Source organism: Lottiidibacillus patelloidae, from assembly GCF_002262935.1.
In the GTDB taxonomy this organism is placed as follows: Bacteria; Bacillota; Bacilli; order Bacillales; family SA5d-4; genus Lottiidibacillus; species Lottiidibacillus patelloidae.
This window is the reverse complement of the sequence record NZ_NPIA01000003.1, coordinates 314,676-337,768: the sequence shown is the minus strand read 5'-3', so window position 1 is coordinate 337,768 and position 23,093 is coordinate 314,676. Positions and strand designations below refer to the sequence as shown.

Sequence of the window (23,093 nt, the reverse complement as noted above, 5' to 3'; positions counted from 1 at the left end):
ATTTATATGAGTCAATTAATGGCTGGAAAACAATATGATTTAACCGTTTATAATACAAATGATTATGGTTATACCTTAAAAGAAGGTGATGACGAAGTTTTCTTACATACAAAAGAAGCAGCAAGTGGTCTGAAAATCGGGCAGGTTGTAACTGTATTTTTATATCAAGATCACGGTGGCCGTTTAGCGGCAACAATGGCAGAACCTTTAGTCACACTAGACTCTTTTGCATGGTTAAAAGTAGTTGGAACAAGAGGAAGACTAGGAGCTTTCTTATCTATGGGCATTCAAAAAGATATTTTACTTTCACGTGACGATTTACCAGAAAAATTTTCCCATTGGCCAAAAGAAGGCGATGAAATCTACTGTACATTAACAACAGATAAAAAAGGACGTTTATTTGCAAAAATGTCATTAGAAGCAGTTGAACAACAAGCAGTTTTTGCTGAGGATGAAATGTACAATGCTGATGTTTCTGGAACGGTTTATAAAATTGCCGAAGAAGGAGTAAAAATTATTACTGAAAACCGCATCATTTGCTTCATTCATGAAAGTGAAATGGATGAACCAGTAAGGCTAGGGCAAAAAGTAAAAGGTAGAATTACATTTTTAAAAGCAGACGGTACAGCAAACATGTCATTAAAGCCAAGAAAACAAGAAGCTCTCCAAACAGATGCTGAACTAATATACAGTTATTTAGAACATAACAATGGTGCAATGCCAATTCATGATAAATCGTCCCCAGAAGTTATTAAAAGTACTTTCCAATTAAGTAAAGGTGCATTCAAACGTGCCTTAGGAGCTTTATTAAAAGAAGGTAAAATTGAACAAATAGATGGATGGACTAAAATAAAAAAGACTGAACAATAACTGATGAGGAGTGGTTTTTATTTCTAATAAATCAATACCAATCCATTATGTAAAAAATACACGTGCGGTTAAATCAAGCATCGTTTTGCCACCTGATACGAATAACCACCATACGATGTTTGGTGGAAAAGTAATGTCATATATTGATGATATTGCGGCAATTTCGGCAATGAGACATGCTCGAAGTAATGTAGTAACTGCTTCCACCGACTCTGTCGATTTTTTACATCCTATATATGAAGGTCAATCGGTTTGTTTAGAGTCGTTTGTCACTTGGACGAGCAGAACATCGATGGAAGTTTTTGTGAAAGTTGTTGCTGAAGACTTACTAACTGGAGACAGAAATGTATGTGCAACTTCATTCTTAACATTTGTTGCAGTTGATGAAAATGGTACACCTAAAAATATTGCAAAAGTAATACCTGAAACAGATGAAGAAATTTGGTTACACAATTCCGCACCTGAACGGGCAAAACGCAGAAGAATAAGACGAGAAGAAAGTAAGAAAATAGCGGGTGAAATTGGCCATTTAAAACCATGGGAAAGAGAATGATTGTGTGGGGGAGAAGCAATTATGATGATCGATCTTAGAAGTGATACTGTTACAAAACCAACGGAAGCGATGAGAAAAGCGATGTATGATGCAGAAGTTGGCGATGATGTATACGGAGAAGACTATACTGTCAGAAAACTTGAAGAAATTGCAGCTGAAATGTTAGGTAAAGAAGACGCGTTATTTGTTACTAGCGGCACGCAAGGGAATCAAATCGCTGTATTAACACATTGTCAGCCTGGGAATGAAATCTTATTAGAAGCAGATTCTCATATCTTTTATTATGAAGGAGCGGCAATTTCAGCTTTTGCTGGTGTTCAACCACGGACTATTTCAGGTAATCGAGGACAAATGAGTGCCAAGGATGTAGCAGCTTCCATTCGAGTAGATGACATTCATATGCCAGAAACCTCATTAATTTGTCTTGAGAATACACATAATCGAGCAGGCGGAGCTGTGGTTCCGATAGAAAATATGAAAGACATCTATTCAGTTGCACAAAATCATCATATTCCACTTCATTTGGACGGGGCGCGACTTTTTAATGCATCAGTTGCTTCAAATACAAAACTAAGTGAGTATGGTGCACAAACGGATACAATTCAAGTCTGTTTATCAAAGGGTCTTGGAGCACCTATAGGTTCTGTTATTGCCGGTTCTGCCCCTTTTATAAAGGATGCTCGTAAATGGCGTAAACGCCTCGGCGGTGGCTTAAGACAAGTGGGTGTTATAGCCGCTCCTGGCATTGTTGCTTTAACGCAAATGGTTGACCGCTTAGAAGAGGATCATAAGCGAGCTAAACGATTAGCAGAAGGATTACGCGAAATTCCAAACATTACAGTTGAAAATGAAGTAGACACGAACATTATTGTTGTAAACATTTCCAAAACCAATATATCAGTAGATGACTTTTTACATAGGCTTAAGGAACAGGAAGTCTTAGCGGTTCCATTTGGAAGTGAAACTGTACGTTTTACGACGAATTATCATATTACCGATGAAAACATTGAGCAAGTTTTGCAAAAGTTAAACGCTTGTTTAAAATAAAAGAAAACGACGCTACCATGCGTCGTTTTCTTTTCATTATACAGCTACCTATTCATCTTCAGGGCGAGGGCCTGCATCTAGTCCAGTACTTTCAACAGTTTTAAGTGGGTTAACTGTCATGTCTTCTGTAACAAAGCATTGACATGAAAGGCGAATTCCTTCTTCAACACCTTTTGCTTTAATTGCAGCTTGTTCAGCTTCGTTAGGTTCAGGTAATGAGCCAGATTGAATTTCAACTTGGCAAGATGTACACTTAGCCTTCCCTCCACAACGATGTAATATATGTACTCCGTTATCTTCTAACGCTAATACTAATTTCTTTCCATTTTCAACTTCGAATGTCCCATGTTCAGGTACAGTTATTTTTGGCATAATTATTCTTCCACTCCCAATAAATTATTTAAAAGCTTATACAATTAATTTTCCCCGAGTTTCGTCAATAATAATCAAAAAGAGAAGCGATTAGCTTTACTGATTATTATACGATGACTTAAGATAGTATTAATTACTAAAGTTACCTTAATTTAACTCATTATTCAAATTTTTTAACTAGCGGAGGACTTTTTGTGGTTATTAATAAATATATAGGGCATTTGAAAAAGCACTTTGAAGATAATCGTGATAATGAAAAAGCTATTCCAATGAAGAAATATATGAAAGATCATTTTGAATTTTTAGGTATTCCATCTCCGATACGAATTGATTTAACGAAACAATTTTTTAAAGAATACGGTATTCCTGAAGGGAAAGACTTACACACTATAATTAACTTGTTATGGGAATTACCAGAAAGGGAATACCAATATATTGCTTTATCCATTCTAGATAAAAAAAAGAAGCAGTTATCAGAAACTGATATCCCGTTCTTAGAGGATCTTATTACCAATAAATCTTGGTGGGATACAATTGATGCGATTGCTCCGAATTATTTAGGATTAATTCTCAAAAAAAATCCAACCATTGTTGAAACATATGTAAATAAGTGGTTGAGTTCAGATAATATATGGTTGAATCGTACAGCAATTCTTTTTCAATTGAAGTATAAAAAAGATACAAATAAGGAGTTGCTTTTTAATATTATTTCAAAACTTGCACACTCCAATGAATTTTTCATACGTAAAGCAATTGGTTGGGCTTTGCGTGAATACTCTAAAACTGATCCAGTTGCAGTTACCGTATTTATAGAGGAAAATAACGATCAACTTTCCCCATTAAGTAAAAGAGAAGGGATGAAAGTGATTAATAAAAAGAAGAAAGAAGCAGGAATGTAAATGATTGATTTTAATCACGTAACCGAAAAATTTAATACAATGTTAACTTATTGGGATAGAATGCAAACGTTAAGTGGTGATGAAGGAGCAGACGCTGCCGAACTCTTTGAGAAAACATATTATGAATACATTGATAAGTTAAGAAAATGGTACCAAACACTTCATAAAAAGCCGACTTCATTTGAACAGTTTGAAGAGATGCCTGAAATTGAAAAAATGTATGAAAAAATACCAGGACCCTTACAAATTAATTTGATAACGGACTTAGAAGAAATTTTTGATGGAATTGAACCGAAGCGTTTTGACTAATGTTTTATGAATTGGTTAATATTGAACAGAAATGCAATTGTTCTATAAAGTAAAAATTAGTTAATGCCATACACTAATAGTACCTCGACCGAGAGGGGGAAGTATTGTATGGATACTCAAGAATATGATAAAGCCTTATATTACGCTAGTCATTTATGTTGCCAAGACCTTATTATCTTAATGGTACAAACGAAAGATGATCTCTTATCAAAAAAAATAGAACAATTTATCTTATCGTTTAAGTTTGAACAAGATATAAAAAATGTTGAAAAGAAAAGACAGCAATTAATTGAATATATAACACATGCGACAGAGTCACTACCTATACAATATAATGAATATGCATTTTAATAAAACAGGCAGTTTTTTTCTGCCTGTTCAGCTTTATGAAAGGAGTTGTCAAGTATCATGATTATTCTTCGATCGAAAAGAGAAATTGAAAACATGCGAAAAGCAGGATCTTTATTAGCCTCATGTCATCAAGAAATAGGTAAGATGATAAGGCCAGGTATTTCTACTATGGAAATTAATGATTTTGTAGAAGATTACCTCAAAAAAAACGGTGCGACACCAGAACAAAAAGGGTACAAAGGCTATAAATATGCCACGTGCGCATCTATAAATGATGAAATATGCCATGGGTTTCCAAGAAAAGAAAAATTAAATGACGGAGATATCGTTACAATCGATATGGTTGTAAATTTAGATGGGTGGTTAGCAGATTCCGCTTGGACATATGCTGTTGGAAATATTACTACTGAATCAGCACGACTAATGGAAGTGACAAAAGAAGCACTTTATCGAGGTATTGAACAAGCAGTAGTGGGTAATCGGATTGGTGATATATCCCACGCAATTCAAAGTTATGTGGAAGCTGAAGGGTTTTCGGTAGTCAGAGACTTTATTGGTCATGGAATTGGGACGAAAATTCATGAAGAACCTGCAGTTCCTCATTTTGGTCCACCAGGTAAAGGGCAACGTTTAAAAGAAGGCATGGTCATTACTATTGAACCAATGGTAAACATCGGGGACTATATGAGTAAAATGGATGATAACGGATGGACAGCTAGAACCGTAGATGCCTCATTGTCAGCGCAATTTGAACATACAGTTGCAATAACTGATGGCACTCCGCAAATTTTAACAGATCAAAAAGAAAGTGATGATAGATGTAATGAATGAAATCATACATAAAGCAGAACAATTTGCAAAAGAGTTTTTCCTAAATGACAGCAGTGGTCATGATTGGTACCATACAGATCGCGTTAGAAAAACTGCATTAAAATTAGCTAAAGAAGAAAATGCAGACGTATTTATCTGTGAAATGGCAGCATTGCTTCATGATGTAGCAGATGAAAAAATGAATGATTCTGAAGCGGCAGGGTTAGAAAAAGTTAGAAAATGGTTAGCAAAACATAATGAAGATGAAAAACAAAATTTACATATTATTAATATTATTTCATCCATGTCTTTCAAAGGTGGAAACAGTAAAGGTGTAGAAACTGTTGAAGGGAAAGTTGTCCAAGATGCCGACAGATTAGATGCTATTGGAGCTATTGGGATTGCACGAACTTTTGCATATTCTGGTGCAAAAGGACAAGCGATGTACGATCCAACAATTCCAGTTCGAACTGATATGACGAAAGAACAGTATCGGAATGAAAAGAGCTCTGCGATAAATCACTTTTACGAAAAATTATTTAAGCTTAAGGATTTGCTTAATACTAGGAGTGCTAAGCAATTAGCTGAGGAAAAGCACGCATTTATGGTTGAGTTTGTTACGACTTTTTTAGATGAATGGGAGCAAAAATAAAAACGCACTAGCCTTTGCTAGTGCGTAATTTTTATGCTTTTATATCACGTTTATTGAAAATAAACCAAGCAATAAACAAAAAGATTATATAGTAGATAGAAATAATTGTGATTGATTGACCTAATGTTCCAAGAGCAACCTGATTCCCCATCTCATCATACCTCATTAACACATGACCACTTATCATGTATTCTTGCAAGTTTATAGTGTGGATAAATAAGAAATATTTTACCCATTCAAAACCAAGTTCGAAAAAGGCAATCGAAATTGTAGATCCCATAAATAATGTCAATAAAGAAATACCGATTGCTAAAGAACTACTGCGAAAAACTGTTGATATCATAAAGGCAATCGTTACGATAATAATTAATGAAACGGATTGGATCCCGTAAGATTGAAAAATATTTAAAAACCTGGATTTTTTAATGATCTCTCCGTCAGGAGTAATAGTGATTAGTGATTGGTTAAACCCATCAAAACCATACAATATGCCGCTAATTGTAAAAATTGACACGAAAAGTAAAACTAATAATAATAGTGCAAAAGATAGTGTAGCTAAATATTTAGCAAGTAATATTTTTGTTCTGCTTACTGAACGGATTAATAATAATTTGATTGTTCCCCAAGTGAACTCACTTGCAACAATATCTGCCGCAATAATTACAACGAACAATGTCAGTAGTTGAAATGCCATCGTTGTTGCTCCCTCGATATTATTCCATATTGGAGCTGTTGGAGCGATGTCATGCTCAAGTTTGTACTCAATTTCTTCAATTTCTCTTTCAAGATAGCTTTTGTACTTTTCATCCATATGTTCACTATTTAATTCATTCTTTAAATGTTCTATCTTTTCTCTTTCATAATCTTTCCAATCTTTATTTTGTTGTTCGTATTCTGACTGATACATATCTTCAGACACTTTTACAACAATTGATCCACCAATTACTAATAGAAATAATAAACCAAACATAATCCAGGTTCGCAAACGTTTATATATTTTTAAGTTTTCATTCAGCCACAATTTAAACAATTTCCTCACCTCCAGTAATTTGTAAGAATTTATCTTCGAGTGATTGAGATACAGTAGAGATGCCAAATACTCCTATTTCAGCTTGTACTAAAGCTTTATTTACAGTTGGAATTTCATCTTGTTTTAATTGAACAATTAACATATCGTCTTTTATTAAGACTTCTTTTTCTATAAGTTGCGAAATTTCAGTTTGAGCTTTTTCTAGCTGGTCCACTTTAAATGCTACGGTTAATAACGCTAAACTTTCTTCTAAGTCACGAACAGGTTGGATATCAATTAGTTTCCCGTTTTGAATGATCGCAACACGATCACACATTAGTTCCATTTCCGATAATAAATGGCTTGAAACTAATACCGAAATACCTTCTTCTTTTGCAAGTTTTCTTAAGTGGTCACGAAGCTCACGAATACCAGCAGGGTCTAGGCCGTTTGTAGGCTCATCTAAAATTAGTAATGTCGGGTTATGTAATAGTGCTTGTGCGAGTCCTAATCTTTGGCGCATTCCAAGAGAATAAGACTTTACTTTATCTTTAATACGGTTATTCAATCCTACTAAGTCAACAACTTCATTAATTCGAGCGTCAGACACTTCAGAACTCACCATGCGAGCATAGTGCTTCAAATTGTCATAGCCTGATAAAAACTTATACATTTCTGGATTTTCAACAATTGCACCGACGTGAGCCATTGCCTTTTCAAAGTTCTCTTTTACACTAATTCCGTTAATTAATATTTCACCACTAGAAATCTTCATCAAACCAACAATCATCCGAATTGTTGTTGTTTTTCCTGCACCATTAGGACCTAAGAACCCAAACACTTCGCCACTGTTCACTGTCATTGAAAGGTCATCAATTAGTAACTTTCTTCCGATTTTTTTTGATACATGTTTCAATTCTAATACTGTAGAATTTGATTCCACTTAAATACCCCCGAAGTAACAAATTTTTTCTTATGTAATATTTTACATGTTGCATTTGATTTGTACTAGATAATTTTTCCAAAAATAACTCACAAAAAAGTTGCCAGCATCTACTGGCAACTATTGTTGAACAATTCGCTTTGCTCCTAAATATCTTGTTTTCCAATAACTTGTAGATAAATTACTTATTGTGACTCCTTTATTAATTCCGGAATGTAGGAAATTTCCTTTCCCTAAATATATACCTGCATGTGAAGGGCCTGGTTTATATGTTTCGAAGAAGACGATGTCACCAACAGCAGGTTCTTTTACAGGAATCGTATAGTTCCAAATGTCACTAACAGTTCTAGGGAGTTTGATGCCTTTAAAGTGGTTGAAAACAAAATTGATGTATCCGCTGCAATCAAATCCTGCAGGTGATGTTCCTCCCCACACATAAGGAGTGCCAATATATTGCTTTGCATTTGTAATAAAATCTTCACTAATTTTTATTGGCTTCGTTTGCTTAGGGTATTTTGGTGTTTCTTTTTTAACAATTAATTTAATTCCTTTAATTTTATTATAGGTTTCACTTGTAACAATCCCTGTAATTGGTAAGTTGTGCTCTTCTTGAAATTTAATAATTGCTGTTTTTGTAGCTGCCCCATAAATACCATCAATCATACCAGAGTAGTAGCCAAGTAACTGTAGCTTTTGTTGTACTGTTGACAATTCTAGGCTTGATTCACTTTCATTAAAAGAACGTATTTGTACTGTGCCAATATTTACATCAGAGGGAGCATAAATATGTTTGACAATTCCAGAGTCATTTTCAATAACAGTGAAATCATAGTCAAACGTTGAATTACCACTTGCCATTGTATAGACGTCGATGGACTTATTCGGGTAAGACCCTTCCAAAGGCTTTAGTTTTTCTAAATTCTTTGTCAGATTATTAATCTCTTCGTGCCCTTTAATAGGTGGTAAATCCAAATATTCGTTTTCAAAGGATTCAGCAGTATTTGTTAGGCCAATAGCCATTCCTGTCATGACAGAGGAAATGAATAAACGTTCCTTCACACTAGGCGATTTCCTCATTGTTTGTCGCCCCCTTAGTTTGTTAATAACTTTCAGAAGTAAATCAGATTTTAAGCCATATATTGAAAATATGCGGAATGCATGTCCTTTATGAAGTAAATGATTAGTAAAAGTTCAAATTAATATGGTACACTCAAACTAATATGATATGAAGAGAGGGTAAGGAAAAATGAGAATTATGACGATAGAACCTACCCCAAGTCCTAACACAATGAAAATTGTTTTAAATGAGACATTACCAAGTGGGGAAACTAGAAATTATAAAAAAGAACAAATGAATGAATTGCCTACATATGCAAAACAATTACTTTCTATTGAAGGCGTCAAAAGCTTTTACCATGTTGCTGATTTTATCGCACTTGAAAGAAACCCGAAATTCGATTGGAAAGAGATTTTACCTCAAGTGCGTCAAGCTTTTGGTGAAGAAGTTAAGTTACAACAAGGAACTAAAGAACTAAATGACCACTTTGGTGAAGTGGAAGTATATGTACAAATGTTCCGTAACATACCGATGCAAATTAAATTAATTTCAGGTGAAGAGGAATTGCGTGTTGGCCTCCCTGATGTCTTTAAAAATGCCGCGATGAAAGCTCAAGAAACATCTGAAAATATAGTTATTGAAAGAAAGTGGCAAGAGTCTGGCGTAAGATACGGAGACCTCAAAGAAATAGGCAACCAAGTTTCTGAAGAAATTATTGCCGCATATCCAGAGGAAAGAATAGAGAGACTAGTTAAACAAGCACTTGAAGGAACATCCTCAACAAATACAGTTAATTCTACCAGCTCTAAGGAACTAGAAGAAGCGCTTCAAAGTGATGATTGGAAGGTGCGATATGCAGCATTAGATCGTTACAACCCGAAAATTGAAGATCTATCATTATTAGAGAAAGCGCTACAAGATGAAAAGGTTTCGATCCGTAGGCTAGCTGTAGTATATATTGGAATGCTTGAGGAAAATCAAGACAAAATCTTACCATTATTGTTTGAAGCAATGAAAGATAAAGCGATAACGATAAGAAGAACGGCAGGAGATTGTTTGTCTGACTTAGGCAATACAAAAGCCATTCCTACTATGATTGCCGCATTAAAAGATAAAAATAAACTTGTTCGTTGGCGTGCTGCAATGTTTTTATATGAGGTTGGCGATGAAAGTGCTATTCAAGCTCTAAAAGAAGCTGAGAATGATTCAGAGTTTGAAGTAAGCATGCAAGTTAAAATGGCATTAGCGAGAATTGAAGGCGGGGAAGAAGCAAAAGGCTCTGTCTGGAAACAAATGACTGAAACGATGAAAGAATCGAAGTAAATAAAGGGAGATGGATTTTAATGAACGCTTATGATGAATATATGAAACAGATGGTAGAACCGATGAGAAAAGAACTTTCTAATAATGGTTTTACAGAACTTACTACTGCTGAAGACGTTGACAAATTTATTGAAAATGCAACTGGTACAAGCTTAGTTGTTGTAAACTCAGTATGTGGCTGTGCAGCTGGACTGGCAAGACCTGCTGCTGTTGCTTCACTTAAACATCCAACAAGACCTGACAACGCGGTTACAGTGTTTGCAGGACAAGATAAAGAAGCAACTAGCAAAATGAGAATGTATTTTGGTGATATTGAACCGTCTTCGCCTTCTATGGCATTATTGAAAGGAAATCAAGTCGTTCATTTTATTCCTAGAGAACAAATCGAAGATAATACACCTGAAGGAATTTTAGAAAATTTAATTGCAGCTTACGAGCAATACTGTTAAAACAGTAAAGTAAGAGTGGGTACCTAATTGGTACCCTTTTTCATACGCTCAGTTAGGAGGAGTAAAAGGTGATAGTTACTACAGCAGGACGTACCAATGAAATAATGATAGAGACAGCAAAGAAGGTAGCAAGTGATTTACAATTGACCTATATTCCTCGAAAAAAATTATCCACTGGTAAGCTCCACGAGATGTATGCTGATGACCTCTTAATTGTTGGTAAGGAACGGCTAGAAATCTTACCATTACATGAAAAAGAACCAGTTTTCTTTCACCCAAACTCAGCAATGTTTCGGTTGAAACGCTTGCAAAGAGGAGAATCTGACCCATTCCTAGAAGTAACAGAATTAAATCCTGGAAACAGCTTTCTCGATTGCACGTTAGGATTAGCTTCAGAAAGTATTCTAGCTAGTTACCTTGTAGGCGAATATGGAATTGTAAGAGGTGTGGAAGGAAATCGTTTTTTAGCTTATTTAGTAGCTAATGGACTGAAGCAATGGGAAACAAAAATACCTAGTATGGACGATGCGATGAAAAGGATTAACGTAATCAATGAAAATTATGAATCCTACTTGCCTACATTAGCTGATAATAGTTTCGATGTCGTTTATTTTGATCCGATGTTTGATACTTCGATCATTGAATCAGACGGTATTAAAGGAGTCAAACAATTAGCTATCTATGAAACTATTTCTGAGAACGCTATAAAGCAGGCGAAAAGGGTTGCCAAAAAACGGGTCGTCTTAAAAGACCATTGGCAAAGTACTCGTTTCCAACATTTTGGCTTTAAAGTAATTAAAAGGCCAACAGCAAAATTTCATTATGGCTACATAGAATGTAATGATACTAAAATGTGAGGTTAACTATGAGTAATGAATTTATTATAAAAAAAATGACAAGTGAAAACGCAAAAGAGATATGTTCTTGGAAATATGAAAAACCATATGATTTATATAACATGAATACAGATGTCTTTGAGGAGCTAATGAATAATAATTATTATGAGGTCATTAATAATGAATGCCAGTTAATAGGGTACTTTTGCTTAGGCAAAGACGCTCAAGTTCCTGGCTGGGGTTATAATAATGGACCAATCGATATAGGCTTAGGATTAAACCCAGCATTAACCGGCAGAGGGTTAGGGGCCGCCTTTTTATTGGCAGGATTAAAATTTGCAAAGCTAAAATTAAATAAAGTCAACTTCCGCTTAACCGTTGCTACATTTAATGAAAGAGCTATTAAAGTGTATGAAAAAGTGGGCTTTATAAAACGTGGGGAGTTCCTACATTCAAACACAAATCAACCATTTTATGTCATGGATTATCAATATTAGTTAACAGGAAGGCTAAGGTGATTGCATGTCTTCAATTATTTTAATGAAACTGGGCATTGCTGGAATTCTCGGATTGATACTAGGGATTGAACGGGAAATGAAAAAGAAGCCTGTAGGGCTCAAAACATCACTAGTCATATCAATTGTCAGTTGTTTATTGACGATTGTCTCTATTGAAGGGGCTGAAATATACGCTGAATCTTATTCAAAGCCGATGGATCCATACCGTCTCGCTGCACAAGTTGTAAGTGGCATCGGATTTTTAGGTGCAGGTGTTATCCTTAGGCGAGGTAATGACTATATTTCCGGATTAACAACTGCTGCAATGATTTGGGGAGCAGCAGGAATAGGGATTGCTGTAGGTGCAGGATTTTATTTAGAAGCTACAGTTGTTTCCATATTAATTTTAGTAAGTGTTCAATTTATTCCTATCATTGTCAAGTGGATAGGACCAGCAGCACTGAGAGAAAAGGAAATTAGGATCAAAATGATTGTTGTCAGTGAGAAAAAGTTAACAACAGTGTTGCAAGAAATGAATAAAAAAAGTATTAAGGTTAATAAAGTAAAGGTGAAGGATTTAGATGATGGGAATCGAAAAATGGACTTAATCATTTTTGTTAGCCAAAAAAGGTATACAACGGACGTTTACTACGATGTAAAAGAGATTGAAGGCGTTATTAATGTTGAAATTGAAAGCCTAACGTAATTTTTTAAGAAGAGACTGGGACAAATAGCGTTTAAGTAAAGAAGGAACCGAATTCATTCAGATTTACGATCTAGATGAATTCGGTTCTTTCTTATATTCTTAAGAAAAAATAATAATGCTCCGTCAAAATCGTTCGCTTTCCTCAGGCCCGTCCTCAGCCTCCTAAGAAAGCAAAGAACACTTTCTTACGGGGGTCTTCGGACACGGGCTTTCCCGTAGGAGTCTCTGATTTTGACTTCGCCGCATTTACTATTATTATCTCTAAATATAATTATCGTCTCTTGAATGAACTGTTTTTGTTTTGTCCAAGCCTTTTAAAAATTATGGTCTCATTAACTATTTTTTTCTGCTAGTTTGATGCGGAAATAATCGTAGCCAGTGACTTTATTAAATCCTACTTTTTCATATAATTTTAAAGCATTTAAGTTTTTTACAGCTACTTCTAGTACGATATCGTTGCGGCTTAAATTATCCAAGTGAACGATGGTCTTCTGCAAAATTTCTAAACCATATCCTTTACCTTGGTATTCTGGCAAAACAGCAAATCCAAAGATATAAGCAGGCGAATTATTTAATTGAACATTGATTTTTCCGACAATCGTGCCATTAAGTTCTGCAATAAAACGTAAATTGGTTGGAGAATTTAGTTGGACTTGAGACATTTTTTCAGCATCTAATTTGGATAAGTTAAAGCATTGACTGTCGATATTAATGACGTCTTGAACATCATCTTCTTTCATAACTCTTACCTTTAGTTGATCTCTCATGTCTTGAGGTAAATTATTGTTCCACTTCATTAAATACTCGGAAAATTCATAAGTTGATTGAAGGTGTTCTAAAGCGGATATCCCTGAATTCGAGTTAGTGTCAGTGAAAAATAGTAATTCATAAATTTTTCGCTGCTTAACTTCTTGGATTGCTTGCTCTAATAATATGGAAAATATCCCTTGATTTCGATACTTAGGGTGAACCATTGCACTTACTTCTGCTTCCTTATTATTAAATATATATAATGCTAAATAACCAACTAATTGATTTTCATCATAATAAAGAAAATCCTGCAATTCATTTTGAGGACGACTGTTTAAGAAATCCCAATTTAACTTCATCGTAATGTTATCGTGTGTATTACAAATACTGGCCAATGTTCCTATGTCACTTAATTGATTTTTCGATAATCCTAAGCCTCTTATTAATCCTTGTCTCAACCTAATTCTCCTCATAAATTTAATAAATAAAAAATCTACATTATAAATTTAATAAATAAAAAATCTACATTTCAAGCATATAAAAAAACTTTCCTAATGGAAAGTTTAAACTGGGAGATATTATTGTTCAATTAGATCTTTTACGTTTACTTGTTTTTCATCATCTGGATTATCTCGTGTATAAACGCGAGCAATTTGCGCATTTTCATCAACACTTTGTAACCATACTGCTTCATTGTTATGTAGAACAATAATTTCATTTGGAGAATCGATAATTTGCTTTGCTCTGTTAATATTCATTTCATCTGCCTCCTTTCGATAGCAATTATTATTACCATAACCTGCTAATAAATTTTCTATTCATCTCGGGAAAGATAGTAATGGAGGTGAAGAGTATGGGTAAAAGAAAAAAGGATGCATCAAAGTCTGTCTTAGGCTCCTCTCAAGTAAAGGGGCAAGGAACTGGATATGAAGCTGAGTTTGGTGCGGAACATGGCGCAACGGACTCAGCAAGAAAGAAGAAAAGACCATCTCGAAAAGGGTAAAAGCAGGGTTTTCCCTGCTTCTTTTGTTATCTCTATATTCCTCTACACTGTTTGAGCACTTAACCATATAACAACTTACATATAGAAAAATAACAAAAACGACTACCATAGATGAATAAAATCTGTTATTATACTTTATGTCGTTCCTTATGTATCCTGCAAATACAGAAAGGTGGAAGTATAAATGTCAGAAATGAATTATCGTGTATTATTGTATTACAAATATGTACACATTGAAAATCCTGAGGAATTCGCTAAACAACATTTAGCATTTTGTAAGGAAAACGAATTAAAAGGTCGTATTCTAGTTGCCGAAGAGGGAATTAACGGTACAGTTTCGGGTACGATTGAACAAACACAAGCTTATATGGATCACATGCATGCAGATCCTCGTTTTGAAGATTTATGGTTTAAAATTGATGAAGCGGACGGACATGCTTTTAAGAAAATGCATGTAAGACCACGTAAAGAACTTGTAACATTACGCTTAGACAATGATGTAAACCCAATTGAATTAACTGGTAATTATTTAGAACCAAGAGAATGGAAAGAGATGTTACAAAGGGACGATGTAATTGTGCTAGATGCACGTAATGACTATGAATATGATATCGGTCATTTCCGTGGTGCGATTCGCCCTGATATTAAATCATTCCGTGAATTACCTGAATGGGTTCGTGAAAACTTAAGTGAGCATAAAGATAAAACTATCTTAACATATTGTACTGGTGGAATCCGATGTGAAAAGTTCACAGGTTTCCTTAAACAAGAAGGGTTTAAAGACGTTAATCACTTAAAGGGTGGTATTGTCTCTTATGGAAAAGACCCTGAAGCTAAAGGTGAATTATGGGATGGAAAATGTTACGTTTTCGATGAGCGTATCTCTGTACCTATTAATCAAGTAGAGGATAAAGTTGTCGGGAAATGTTACTACTGTGGAAAATCTGAAGACCGTTATGTAAACTGTGCTAACCCAGAGTGTAACTTACAACACGTTGCTTGTGAAGAGTGTGAGCACGAACATAAACGTTCATGTACGGATGAGTGCCGCGAGCACCCACGAAATAGATATGAAATGGAACTAACAACAGAAGCTTAATTTTATATATAGTGCAGGAAATAAGTGAAACTTAAAGAATGGCTTTATGCCATTCTTTTTCTTTTTGTGCATATGATTTCCAAGCACGATAAATGGGCTTGGTAAAACGAATGAAAGCGGTCATTTCATGCGGAAAATAATGTATAATAGAATAAAAGATATGTTTATCTTAATATTGAGGAATCAGTGTTGTCGGAGGTATGCGTGTGCACTATATTATTTATGATTTGGAAATGACTAATCACCTTTCCGAAGTTATTGAAATAGGGGCAGTTAAACTAAAGAAGATCAATGGCAAACTAACGGTAATAGATGAATTCCAACAGTTTATTAAACCTAAAAAAGACACGGTAGATAAGAAGATTACAAGTCTTACAGGAATAACTGAAAGCGATGTAAGGCATGCACCATCGTTTATAGAAGCAACAGAGTCCTTTCACTCTTGGATAGGATCAGGTGTATATTTTTTATGTTCTTGGGGTCCAGAAGATAAATGGGCACTGATTAATGATGCTATCTATCATGATCACCCTATTGAATGGTTAATTAACCACAATGATATACAATTAAGCTTTAGTATGTTATTTGAAAATGAGCGAGGATTTCGATATGGTTTAAAAAGAGCTTTAGCCTTATTGAAAATTGAACAGTCTGGAAAGCAGCATCGTGCATTAGATGACGCTAAAAATACAGCTAAAATATTTATTGAAACTTTTGATAAAATTTCATTAAAGAAAAATGATAAGTCGTATCAAGAATCAAAACTCTTAGAGCCAGTAAAAGTAGTTTATAAAACAGAAGAAGATGAGGAAGAAAATATAAAGAACTCCCCATTTGCTCTGTTAGCAGATTTACAAAAGTAAATACTAAAAAGATTGAATGGAGGTATAACATGACTGATATTCAAATTGGTGATATTGCCAGTGCCAAATATAAAACAGGTCGTTATATAGGTGAAGTTATTGATATTGAGGAAAATCGTATCCTACTGAAAATACTCGCTATATTAAAGCACCCAACTCAAGGTGATTTGCACGCACCAAAGCAAACAGAAGTCCCACTTTTTCATACAAGGAAGGCATTAGCTCACTATGAGAAAGCATGGATGCCAAAAGCGACTGTAACAAAATATACTGAAGAGATAATTCCTCCTTACAAAGAATCATTAAGCAAAGCTGTCCAAGAATTAGAAGCAGAACTTAATAAAATGGATTCAACTTTTGCAAGAGAGTCACTAAATTGTATAAAGGAATTAAAGGAAGATTATCATTTGTCTTAACAAGAAAATACATATAATTCTTGCTTATGTAATCCTTCTTTTTCTAAATTGGACAAGCATTGCTCGTTAATGGAAAATGGAACATAAGCATTAGCTTCACTTACAGCATTAATTAACGTTTCAGCTTTAATAACATAACTATTATTAAATCCAAAGTGATTATCAGTTTTGGTAATATGTAGCGTTACGATGACATTCACCTCCTAAATATAATATGTCACTTTTCATAATGATTTAATCAATAAAGGAGATCCTCAACAATGGATAAAACAGAATTAGAAAAGAAAATTATTGAACAATATAAAGCGGATGAAGGTATGATGATTCTTGTCTTTGTCCAATGGTGTATTAATAATCAGTTAGACCCTATTTCACTATATGAAAAAGCTTACCCCGATCAAAAAAGAAATCCATTATTAACACAAATGATGGAGAATTCGGTATCGAAGGAGGAAGCAGGGGATATTGCGGATGAGACCTTGTTACAAGTACTATCGTTATTTGGAAATGATGATTTAGCCTTTGTCGTATCTGAAGAAATTACTAATCGAGATAAAGATAATAGGTAAATTTACTTAATTAATAGTATTTTCTGAAATCTTAGCTTCGATATGATATAATTAGTGCATAAGTATATATATTGGGGTGATGAAGTGGTTGTTTTATTATTTAGAAAATTCTTAGTAACCCTCATCGCTATCTTTACCTTTGGGTTAATTATTCCGGATCTTGGTATAGACCAAAAACCAGATGAGATTAATCCAAGTGCAATTGGGGTAGAAGAAAATAAGGCTACTGATTTAGAAGAAGTCTTGCATTCATATCCTGAAACAGTTACTAAACCGGAAGTAGTTGAAAGATTCATTGCCAATACATACGTAAAAGCAAATGAATTAGCGAAATCAAAATTTGGTAGCGTAATTGATCAAAAAATTGGAGCTTCTTTTGAAAATGAAATTCTACCTAAGATTGTTGAAACAGTAAAGCTAGCGAGTGTAGATTTAGATGTTGATACTCTTCAACATTTAACATTCACAAGTAACCCTCCAGGAGGCTTAACAGAAAAAATATTTAATATTTATGATGAGCGAACTGGAAAGGATTTCTTAAAGTTTCACGTACGTCGAGAAAACCCACCAAAACAAGGGCATTTCTTTAGTTTTCACTATCATACAAATGCAGATTCATTTGAAAACCATTATGAAATAGGAAAAATATTTTGGGATAAAAATACGCCACCTAAATGGAAAAAAACTGCTTAAAACCACTCATTTGAGTGGTTTTTTTGTATAAATAATTAGTTGCAGATGATACTATTAAAAGCAATTATTATGGAGTGAAACGATGACTAAAATAATTAATCATTACATTGAAATCCTTGGTACTGGTGTGCCAATAGTATTTATTCACCCACCAGGAATGGGACATGTAGTATTTAAGTATCAAAAAGAATTAGCTAATAAATATCAAGTAATACTGTATGATTTACAAGGGCATGGTAAGAGTGATTATTCAGGAGATCCATTAACAATACCAACATTAAGTGAAAACTTATCTCATTTACTTGAACAATGTAAAATAGAAAAAGCTTATATCTGTGGCTATTCAAATGGAGGATTTGTCGCACAAGATTTTGCTATACGATACCCTAACCAAACATTAGGAATAATCTTATGCGGGGGATTTTCAGAAGTTACTACATTACTTCTGAAAAAGCAGTTTGAGGTTGGAATTTGGTTAGCAAAAAATAATCTATCTTTATTAGCAAGCCTCTTATCATTTAGCCATAAGGTGGTTAAAGAGGATCTATATGAGATGAAGGAATACTTTTTAATGAATAACCAAAAGGCAATAGCTGACTTATATACAAATGGTTTGCAATACTCGTGTACTAACAAGCTTGAATATATAAAGGCTCCGATGTTGCTTATTTATGGGAACAAAGATTATTACATCCACTCTTATCAAAAGATTTATCAAGAGAAGGTACCAAATCTAAAAACCGTTTATATTAATAATGCCTTTCACCAAATTCCAACGAAGAAAGCAATACCCTTTAATCATGCTATTGACCATTTTCTTAAAGAAAACACTCAAGATTTTTAATTTATGTTCACTAATGTTCCGTTAGGAATTGTTGATGCTAGTTCTAGAACATCCGCATTGTACATTCTAATGCAGCCTAAAGAAACAGCTTTTCCGATAGAAGAAGGATTATTTGTTCCGTGAATACCGTAATGTTTTTTAGATAAGCTTAGCCACATGCTTCCAAATGGTCCGCCTGGATTTGGTTGTCTATTAACTACAACGTAGCTTCCAGAAGGTGTAGCATGCAATATTCGACCAATTGCTATAGGATACTCTTTAATAAGTACGTTATTTTTAAGTAACTGGAGTTTTTTTCTACCTAAAAAAACCTTTATTTGATATGGAATTGTGTTAGGGTCTGGTAATCCAGGAATGATTATTTGTTGTCCAATCATAATCATATTTGGATTTGTAATATTATTGGTTAGTATTAAGTTTGATAATGGAACTCGATAATCTTCAGATATAGACCAAAGCGTTTCGCCTTTTTTAACCGAATGGATTAGCACATTTACCACCTCATCAGCTATCATATGCGACAAATAAAAATAGTTAACTAGAAATATTACTGGGAGGCTATAAACTAATATATGTTACTAGTCTACTAATACAAACGATATATTTACCGTATTGGTTAAAGTTTTTATTAGAAAAATTAACCTTTTCCCTGTTACAATAATAATATGAAAAAATTATTATGGGGGAATTCTGATGGAACAATATTTAAAACTTTGTGAGAAGATATTAAATGAAGGTACTACTAAAATGGACCGAACTGGGACAGGTACAGTAAGTATTTTCGGTCATCAAATGCGTTTTAATTTACAAGAAGGATTCCCACTTGTTACTACAAAAAAAATACATATGAAATCTATTATTCACGAATTATTATGGTTTTTACAAGGTAGTACGAATATTTCTTATTTACAAGAAAATGGTGTTAAGATTTGGAATGAATGGGCAGATGAAAATGGAGATTTAGGACCAATTTATGGTCACCAGTGGCGCTCGTGGACAGCTGACAATGGAACTACTATTGATCAAATTTCTGATGTCATCCAAGAAATTAAGCAAAATCCTAATTCTCGCAGATTAATAGTTTCTGCCTGGAATGTTGGTGACTTAAAGAAAATGGCTTTACCACCATGCCATTTATTATTCCAATTTTTTGTTACAGACGGTAAACTATCATGTCAGCTTTATCAAAGAAGCGGAGATGTCTTTTTAGGTGTTCCATTTAATATCGCTTCCTATGCACTCTTAACACATATGGTTGCTCATGTTTGTAACTTAAAGCCGGGAGAATTTATCCATACATTAGGAGATGCACATATATACTCTAACCATATTGAGCAAGTGAAATTACAACTTTCACGGGATCCTAATACACTTCCACAACTAGAGATTAATAAAGAAAAGAAAACGATTTTTGATTTCACGTTCGAAGACTTTTCTATAAAAAACTACAATGCTCATCCGCATATTAAAGGAACGGTTTCTGTATGATTTCATTAATTACATGCATGGATAAAAAAAACACAATAGGATTAAATAATAAATTGCCTTGGCATCTACCAGCTGACCTAAAGTACTTTAAACGAATCACGACAAATCACGTTATAGTAATGGGTAGAAAAACGTATGAATCTATTGGCAAACCACTTCCTAATAGAAGAAATGTTGTCTTAACTCGTAATAAGGATTGGTCTGTATCTGGTGTCGAAGTTCTCCATTCTGTTGAAGAGGTACTTACTACTTTTAAGGGACAGGAAGTCTATGTTATTGGTGGAGAAGAAGTGTACAAGCAATTTCTAACAAAAGCAGATAAGTTGTATATTACATTAATTGATGAAGTTTTTTCAGGAGATGCCTTTTTTCCATTTGTTCAAATGGAACAATGGGAATTAGTCCATGAAACAATTGGGGAAAAAGATAGTTCCAATCCTTATGATTATAAATTTTTAGAATATGTAAGGAAATAAAGAAGTTATCATTAGGCGGACATTTGTTCGCTTTTTTCTTTACAACCAATAATGAGCATTTTATTTAACTGAGTTATAATAATTAAACAGAGGAGTGACAACTAATGATTCATATTGTTAATGGAGATGTGCTCGCAAACAAACTGAAAAATATAGAAGGTGAAATAATAGTATGGCGTGAAATGTACGACTTTGGCCCACTTGAAGAACAGTTAACTGAAGCGGTTTTGAATAAACGGGCTAAATACTTTGAAAATAGTATTGGTGTACCAAAGGAGTTATTTATTGAAACATCCATGAAACAGGAGGAAGCGCTTAATCGTATACAAAGAAATGATGATGTAACATTGTGGTTTGAACATGATAGATATGACCAGATAATGCTTATTTACATATTAAATCGTTTAAAAGGAATATCGTTTAACACATTAAAAATAGTTAGTATTAATAATCATCCTTCTGTGAAGCAATTTCATTCCCTAGGGCAATTATCTGAGAATGAGTTGAAAAAACTATTCGTAAGTGATAGAAGAGAAGTATCAAGAAAACAAATAGATGATGCTGCGTTAGCTTGGGAATATTACACATCAGATAACCCGGTTCTATTACATGATATGTTACAAAATGAGGAGCTTAGCCTTCCGTTTTTAAAGAAAGCAATTGAAGTTCATTATTCTTATTTTCCACATCCTGCAGACGGATTAAATGAATTAGAAAGAACGGTATTAAAACTATTAAATGAAGAGGCTTTGCTATTTAATGAGCTCTTTCAAATAATAACTAATGAGCGTGTAGAGGATGGGTTAACTGACCTGCAATTTTCTGCAATTTTAATGAAGTTATCTCCACTAATTCAAGTCACTGATAAGCTGCCAAGGCTAAATGGAAATAACAATCCGCTTTGCTCTATAACTAATATAGGGAAGTTAGTACTAGATGATAATTCAAAGAAAAGAACAGATTATTCGCCAATTGATTGGTGGGTAGGTGGAGTTCACTTAACAGATCATGGTTGGTATTATGATGGGGAAAATTTAATAAAAAAATCCTAACCACAAATAATATTGGTTAGGATTTTTTATTTATTTGTTCGATTAAGTTTGAAGAAATTTGATTACGACCATTTCTTTTTGCTTTATAAAGCTCTTGATCTGCAATGTCAATTGTCAATTCCATATTTTGAACGTTTACATAATTAGTGAATCCAATTGAAGCAGTTAAAGTCATCGGCTCATTTTCATGTGTGTAAAAAGTAGTTCTTTCAATATCGTTTCTAATAGCTTCAAGCTTGTTTAAAACTCCTACTGGAGACATACCTGAAATATGAATGATAAACTCTTCACCACCATACCTACCAACAACTAAATTCTTTCCTGAGTTAGATAACAATAAGTTAGCAAAGGCTGACAAAATTTTATCACCAGATACATGTCCGTATGTGTCATTAATTTTTTTAAAGTAATCAATGTCGACCATTGCAATATAATAAGGCCCATCCTTTTTTATAAATACTTCTTTAACCTTTTCAAAAAATCTCCTATTGTTATATAATCCTGTAAGTGGATCGTGATTAGCAAAAAATTTAAGTCTATTTTGGAGTTCTAATCTTTTTCGGTTTTCCATTACCATTAAATAGATCATGTAGGCACTAGAAACAAAAAACAAGAAGCGCAATGGGAATATATCTTTAAAAACTTCCCAACCATTTGGGACTACTATAATGATGAATAAGTCTGATGATAAAATAACAGCAACTGATCCAGTTAAGTATCTGAATACATTTTTCATTGCAAATGCATTCTTTGATAATAGCATAGCAACTATAGTCGGTATCATAGTTCCATAAATAACACCTGGAATAGCTCCTTCTCCGCCAAAACTAAATCGCACGAGTGATACTAAGATTAATGCAGGGATTGTATGCTTCCATCCTAATATGAATGCTAGTAGCATCAAAGGTAGAGCTCTAAAATCAAAGCGAAAGTCGCCAAAAGCAATTGGGAAATATAACATGGCAATTGATGTTAATGAAACAATTGTAACTTGTAATAGGTATGTGAACTTTGTATTGAATGGCTTTAATTTACTATGAACGGCACTTAATAAAACATGCATCATGAATAACAAAGCGATGTTTGCTAAAATTAATTGTAATTTTTCTATTGTCATGTAAGAGGTCTCCTTGCGGCAATTACTGAGTAGTTTATTT

32 protein-coding genes are annotated in these 23,093 nt (G+C 34.0%); 23 read left to right on the top strand and 9 right to left on the bottom strand.

Annotated elements, in window-relative coordinates; genetic code table 11:
• The first annotated feature begins 6 nt into the window (after nt 1–6).
• From CIB95_RS08245 to ltaE, 3 genes are read left to right on the top strand one after another with little or no spacing between them, the layout of a single operon-like run.
• Nucleotides 7–870, top strand: a complete 864-nt coding sequence (locus tag CIB95_RS08245; protein ID WP_094924088.1) for a CvfB family protein — start codon at nt 7–9, stop codon at nt 868–870.
• Between the two features lie 34 nt (nt 871–904).
• A complete protein-coding gene (locus tag CIB95_RS08240) occupies nt 905–1,423 on the top strand; it encodes an acyl-CoA thioesterase (RefSeq protein ID WP_233144085.1) in 519 nt (172 codons plus the stop codon).
• A 24-nt stretch (nt 1,424–1,447) separates the two neighbouring features.
• Nucleotides 1,448–2,470, top strand: a complete 1,023-nt coding sequence (gene ltaE, locus CIB95_RS08235) for a low-specificity L-threonine aldolase (protein ID WP_094924237.1) — start codon at nt 1,448–1,450, stop codon at nt 2,468–2,470.
• Nucleotides 2,471–2,518: 48 nt separating this feature from the next.
• Here ltaE and CIB95_RS08230 read toward each other — a convergent pair whose 3' ends face one another.
• Nucleotides 2,519–2,842: a 2Fe-2S iron-sulfur cluster-binding protein gene (locus CIB95_RS08230; RefSeq protein WP_094924086.1), complete on the bottom strand. Its 324-nt coding sequence runs from the start codon at nt 2,840–2,842 to the stop codon at nt 2,519–2,521.
• 200 nt (nt 2,843–3,042) lie between these two features.
• On the opposite strand from CIB95_RS08230, the gene CIB95_RS08225 reads away from it, so the two are divergent.
• The 5 genes from CIB95_RS08225 to CIB95_RS08205 all read left to right on the top strand — a co-directional run bounded on the left by CIB95_RS08225 (nt 3,043) and on the right by CIB95_RS08205 (nt 5,863).
• Nucleotides 3,043–3,741 (top strand): DNA alkylation repair protein, encoded by a 699-nt coding sequence (locus CIB95_RS08225; RefSeq protein ID WP_094924235.1) that lies wholly within the window; start codon nt 3,043–3,045, stop codon nt 3,739–3,741.
• Nucleotides 3,742–4,050: a hypothetical protein gene (locus CIB95_RS08220; protein WP_094924084.1), complete on the top strand. Its 309-nt coding sequence runs from the start codon at nt 3,742–3,744 to the stop codon at nt 4,048–4,050.
• Nucleotides 4,051–4,158: 108 nt separating this feature from the next.
• Nucleotides 4,159–4,401: a YhdB family protein gene (locus CIB95_RS08215; protein ID WP_094924082.1), complete on the top strand. Its 243-nt coding sequence runs from the start codon at nt 4,159–4,161 to the stop codon at nt 4,399–4,401.
• Nucleotides 4,402–4,458: 57 nt separating this feature from the next.
• Nucleotides 4,459–5,232: a type I methionyl aminopeptidase gene (map, locus tag CIB95_RS08210; protein ID WP_094924080.1), complete on the top strand. Its 774-nt coding sequence runs from the start codon at nt 4,459–4,461 to the stop codon at nt 5,230–5,232.
• A complete protein-coding gene (locus CIB95_RS08205; protein WP_094924079.1) occupies nt 5,225–5,863 on the top strand; it encodes an HD domain-containing protein in 639 nt (212 codons plus the stop codon). The genes map and CIB95_RS08205 overlap by 8 nt, the downstream gene beginning before the upstream one ends.
• A gap of 31 nt (nt 5,864–5,894) precedes the next feature.
• Here the strand turns inward: CIB95_RS08205 and CIB95_RS08200 are convergent, their stop codons facing one another.
• The 3 genes from CIB95_RS08200 to CIB95_RS16430 form a co-directional block, all read right to left on the bottom strand.
• Complete coding sequence (locus tag CIB95_RS08200) at nt 5,895–6,893, bottom strand: ABC transporter permease (RefSeq protein ID WP_094924077.1); 999 nt, start codon at nt 6,891–6,893, stop codon at nt 5,895–5,897.
• Nucleotides 6,886–7,815, bottom strand: a complete 930-nt coding sequence (locus tag CIB95_RS08195) for an ABC transporter ATP-binding protein (RefSeq protein WP_233143978.1) — start codon at nt 7,813–7,815, stop codon at nt 6,886–6,888. Before CIB95_RS08195 ends, CIB95_RS08200 begins: the two co-directional genes overlap by 8 nt.
• Nucleotides 7,816–7,935: 120 nt before the next feature.
• Nucleotides 7,936–8,892, bottom strand: a complete 957-nt coding sequence (locus CIB95_RS16430; protein WP_094924075.1) for a C40 family peptidase — start codon at nt 8,890–8,892, stop codon at nt 7,936–7,938.
• Between the two features lie 169 nt (nt 8,893–9,061).
• Here CIB95_RS16430 and CIB95_RS08185 point away from each other — a divergent pair, with 169 nt between their 5' ends.
• From CIB95_RS08185 to CIB95_RS08165, 5 genes are all read left to right on the top strand, one after another.
• The gene (locus CIB95_RS08185; RefSeq protein WP_094924073.1) at nt 9,062–10,195 is read left to right on the top strand and encodes a conserved virulence factor C family protein; all 1,134 of its coding nucleotides are present in this window, start codon (nt 9,062–9,064) and stop codon (nt 10,193–10,195) included.
• Nucleotides 10,196–10,215: 20 nt separating this feature from the next.
• Entirely contained in the window at nt 10,216–10,644 is a 429-nt protein-coding gene (locus CIB95_RS08180; protein WP_094924071.1) for a BrxA/BrxB family bacilliredoxin, read from the top strand.
• A gap of 68 nt (nt 10,645–10,712) precedes the next feature.
• Nucleotides 10,713–11,501: a class I SAM-dependent methyltransferase gene (locus CIB95_RS08175; protein ID WP_094924069.1), complete on the top strand. Its 789-nt coding sequence runs from the start codon at nt 10,713–10,715 to the stop codon at nt 11,499–11,501.
• 8 nt (nt 11,502–11,509) lie between these two features.
• Nucleotides 11,510–11,977: a GNAT family N-acetyltransferase gene (locus tag CIB95_RS08170; protein WP_198949174.1), complete on the top strand. Its 468-nt coding sequence runs from the start codon at nt 11,510–11,512 to the stop codon at nt 11,975–11,977.
• Nucleotides 11,978–12,002: 25 nt separating this feature from the next.
• Nucleotides 12,003–12,683 carry an MgtC/SapB family protein gene (locus CIB95_RS08165; protein ID WP_094924067.1) on the top strand — a complete coding sequence of 227 codons (681 nt, stop codon included), beginning with the start codon at nt 12,003–12,005 and terminating at the stop codon, nt 12,681–12,683.
• Nucleotides 12,684–13,015: 332 nt separating this feature from the next.
• Here the strand turns inward: CIB95_RS08165 and CIB95_RS08160 are convergent, their stop codons facing one another.
• Both CIB95_RS08160 and CIB95_RS08155 read right to left on the bottom strand, forming a co-directional pair.
• The gene (locus CIB95_RS08160; RefSeq protein ID WP_158217587.1) at nt 13,016–13,891 is read right to left on the bottom strand and encodes a GNAT family N-acetyltransferase; all 876 of its coding nucleotides are present in this window, start codon (nt 13,889–13,891) and stop codon (nt 13,016–13,018) included.
• Nucleotides 13,892–14,011: 120 nt separating this feature from the next.
• Entirely contained in the window at nt 14,012–14,191 is a 180-nt protein-coding gene (locus CIB95_RS08155; protein WP_094924064.1) for an H-type small acid-soluble spore protein, read from the bottom strand.
• Between the two features lie 95 nt (nt 14,192–14,286).
• On the opposite strand from CIB95_RS08155, the gene CIB95_RS16050 reads away from it, so the two are divergent.
• The 4 genes from CIB95_RS16050 (at nt 14,287) to kapB (ending at nt 16,814) form a co-directional block, all read left to right on the top strand.
• Nucleotides 14,287–14,436, top strand: a complete 150-nt coding sequence (locus CIB95_RS16050; protein WP_142296480.1) for a YuzL family protein — start codon at nt 14,287–14,289, stop codon at nt 14,434–14,436.
• Nucleotides 14,437–14,620: 184 nt separating this feature from the next.
• The gene (trhO, locus tag CIB95_RS08150) at nt 14,621–15,535 is read left to right on the top strand and encodes an oxygen-dependent tRNA uridine(34) hydroxylase TrhO (RefSeq protein ID WP_198949173.1); all 915 of its coding nucleotides are present in this window, start codon (nt 14,621–14,623) and stop codon (nt 15,533–15,535) included.
• Nucleotides 15,536–15,741: 206 nt separating this feature from the next.
• Nucleotides 15,742–16,398: a 3'-5' exonuclease gene (locus tag CIB95_RS08145; RefSeq protein WP_158217586.1), complete on the top strand. Its 657-nt coding sequence runs from the start codon at nt 15,742–15,744 to the stop codon at nt 16,396–16,398.
• Between the two features lie 29 nt (nt 16,399–16,427).
• Entirely contained in the window at nt 16,428–16,814 is a 387-nt protein-coding gene (gene kapB, locus CIB95_RS08140) for a sporulation phosphorelay system protein KapB (RefSeq protein WP_094924061.1), read from the top strand.
• Here the strand turns inward: kapB and CIB95_RS08135 are convergent.
• On the bottom strand, nt 16,811–17,014 hold the full coding sequence (locus CIB95_RS08135) for a hypothetical protein (protein WP_094924059.1): 204 nt from the start codon (nt 17,012–17,014) through the stop codon (nt 16,811–16,813). The genes kapB and CIB95_RS08135 overlap by 4 nt on opposite strands.
• Nucleotides 17,015–17,074: 60 nt before the next feature.
• Between CIB95_RS08135 and CIB95_RS08130 the strand changes: the two genes are divergently transcribed.
• The 3 genes from CIB95_RS08130 (at nt 17,075) to CIB95_RS08120 (ending at nt 18,920) form a co-directional block, all read left to right on the top strand.
• Nucleotides 17,075–17,383 (top strand): hypothetical protein, encoded by a 309-nt coding sequence (locus CIB95_RS08130; RefSeq protein WP_094924058.1) that lies wholly within the window; start codon nt 17,075–17,077, stop codon nt 17,381–17,383.
• Between the two features lie 84 nt (nt 17,384–17,467).
• On the top strand, nt 17,468–18,076 hold the full coding sequence (locus CIB95_RS08125) for a YpjP family protein (protein WP_158217585.1): 609 nt from the start codon (nt 17,468–17,470) through the stop codon (nt 18,074–18,076).
• An 82-nt stretch (nt 18,077–18,158) separates the two neighbouring features.
• Nucleotides 18,159–18,920, top strand: coding sequence for an alpha/beta fold hydrolase (locus CIB95_RS08120; RefSeq protein WP_094924055.1), 762 nt, complete (start codon nt 18,159–18,161; stop codon nt 18,918–18,920).
• Here CIB95_RS08120 and CIB95_RS08115 read toward each other — a convergent pair.
• A complete protein-coding gene (locus tag CIB95_RS08115) occupies nt 18,917–19,411 on the bottom strand; it encodes a L,D-transpeptidase family protein (RefSeq protein ID WP_233143977.1) in 495 nt (164 codons plus the stop codon). The two genes, CIB95_RS08120 and CIB95_RS08115, sit on opposite strands and share 4 nt — an antisense overlap.
• Nucleotides 19,412–19,613: 202 nt before the next feature.
• Here CIB95_RS08115 and CIB95_RS08110 point away from each other — a divergent pair, with 202 nt between their 5' ends.
• The 3 genes from CIB95_RS08110 (at nt 19,614) to CIB95_RS08100 (ending at nt 21,936) form a co-directional block, all read left to right on the top strand.
• Nucleotides 19,614–20,408 carry a thymidylate synthase gene (locus tag CIB95_RS08110; RefSeq protein WP_094924052.1) on the top strand — a complete coding sequence of 265 codons (795 nt, stop codon included), beginning with the start codon at nt 19,614–19,616 and terminating at the stop codon, nt 20,406–20,408.
• The gene (locus tag CIB95_RS08105; RefSeq protein WP_094924050.1) at nt 20,405–20,884 is read left to right on the top strand and encodes a dihydrofolate reductase; all 480 of its coding nucleotides are present in this window, start codon (nt 20,405–20,407) and stop codon (nt 20,882–20,884) included. The genes CIB95_RS08110 and CIB95_RS08105 overlap by 4 nt, the downstream gene beginning before the upstream one ends.
• A 104-nt stretch (nt 20,885–20,988) precedes the next feature.
• Nucleotides 20,989–21,936, top strand: a complete 948-nt coding sequence (locus CIB95_RS08100; protein WP_094924049.1) for a DUF1835 domain-containing protein — start codon at nt 20,989–20,991, stop codon at nt 21,934–21,936.
• Nucleotides 21,937–21,952: 16 nt separating this feature from the next.
• Here CIB95_RS08100 and CIB95_RS08095 read toward each other — a convergent pair whose 3' ends face one another.
• Nucleotides 21,953–23,053, bottom strand: a complete 1,101-nt coding sequence (locus tag CIB95_RS08095; protein ID WP_158217584.1) for a GGDEF domain-containing protein — start codon at nt 23,051–23,053, stop codon at nt 21,953–21,955.
• Nucleotides 23,054–23,093 lie beyond the last annotated feature (40 nt).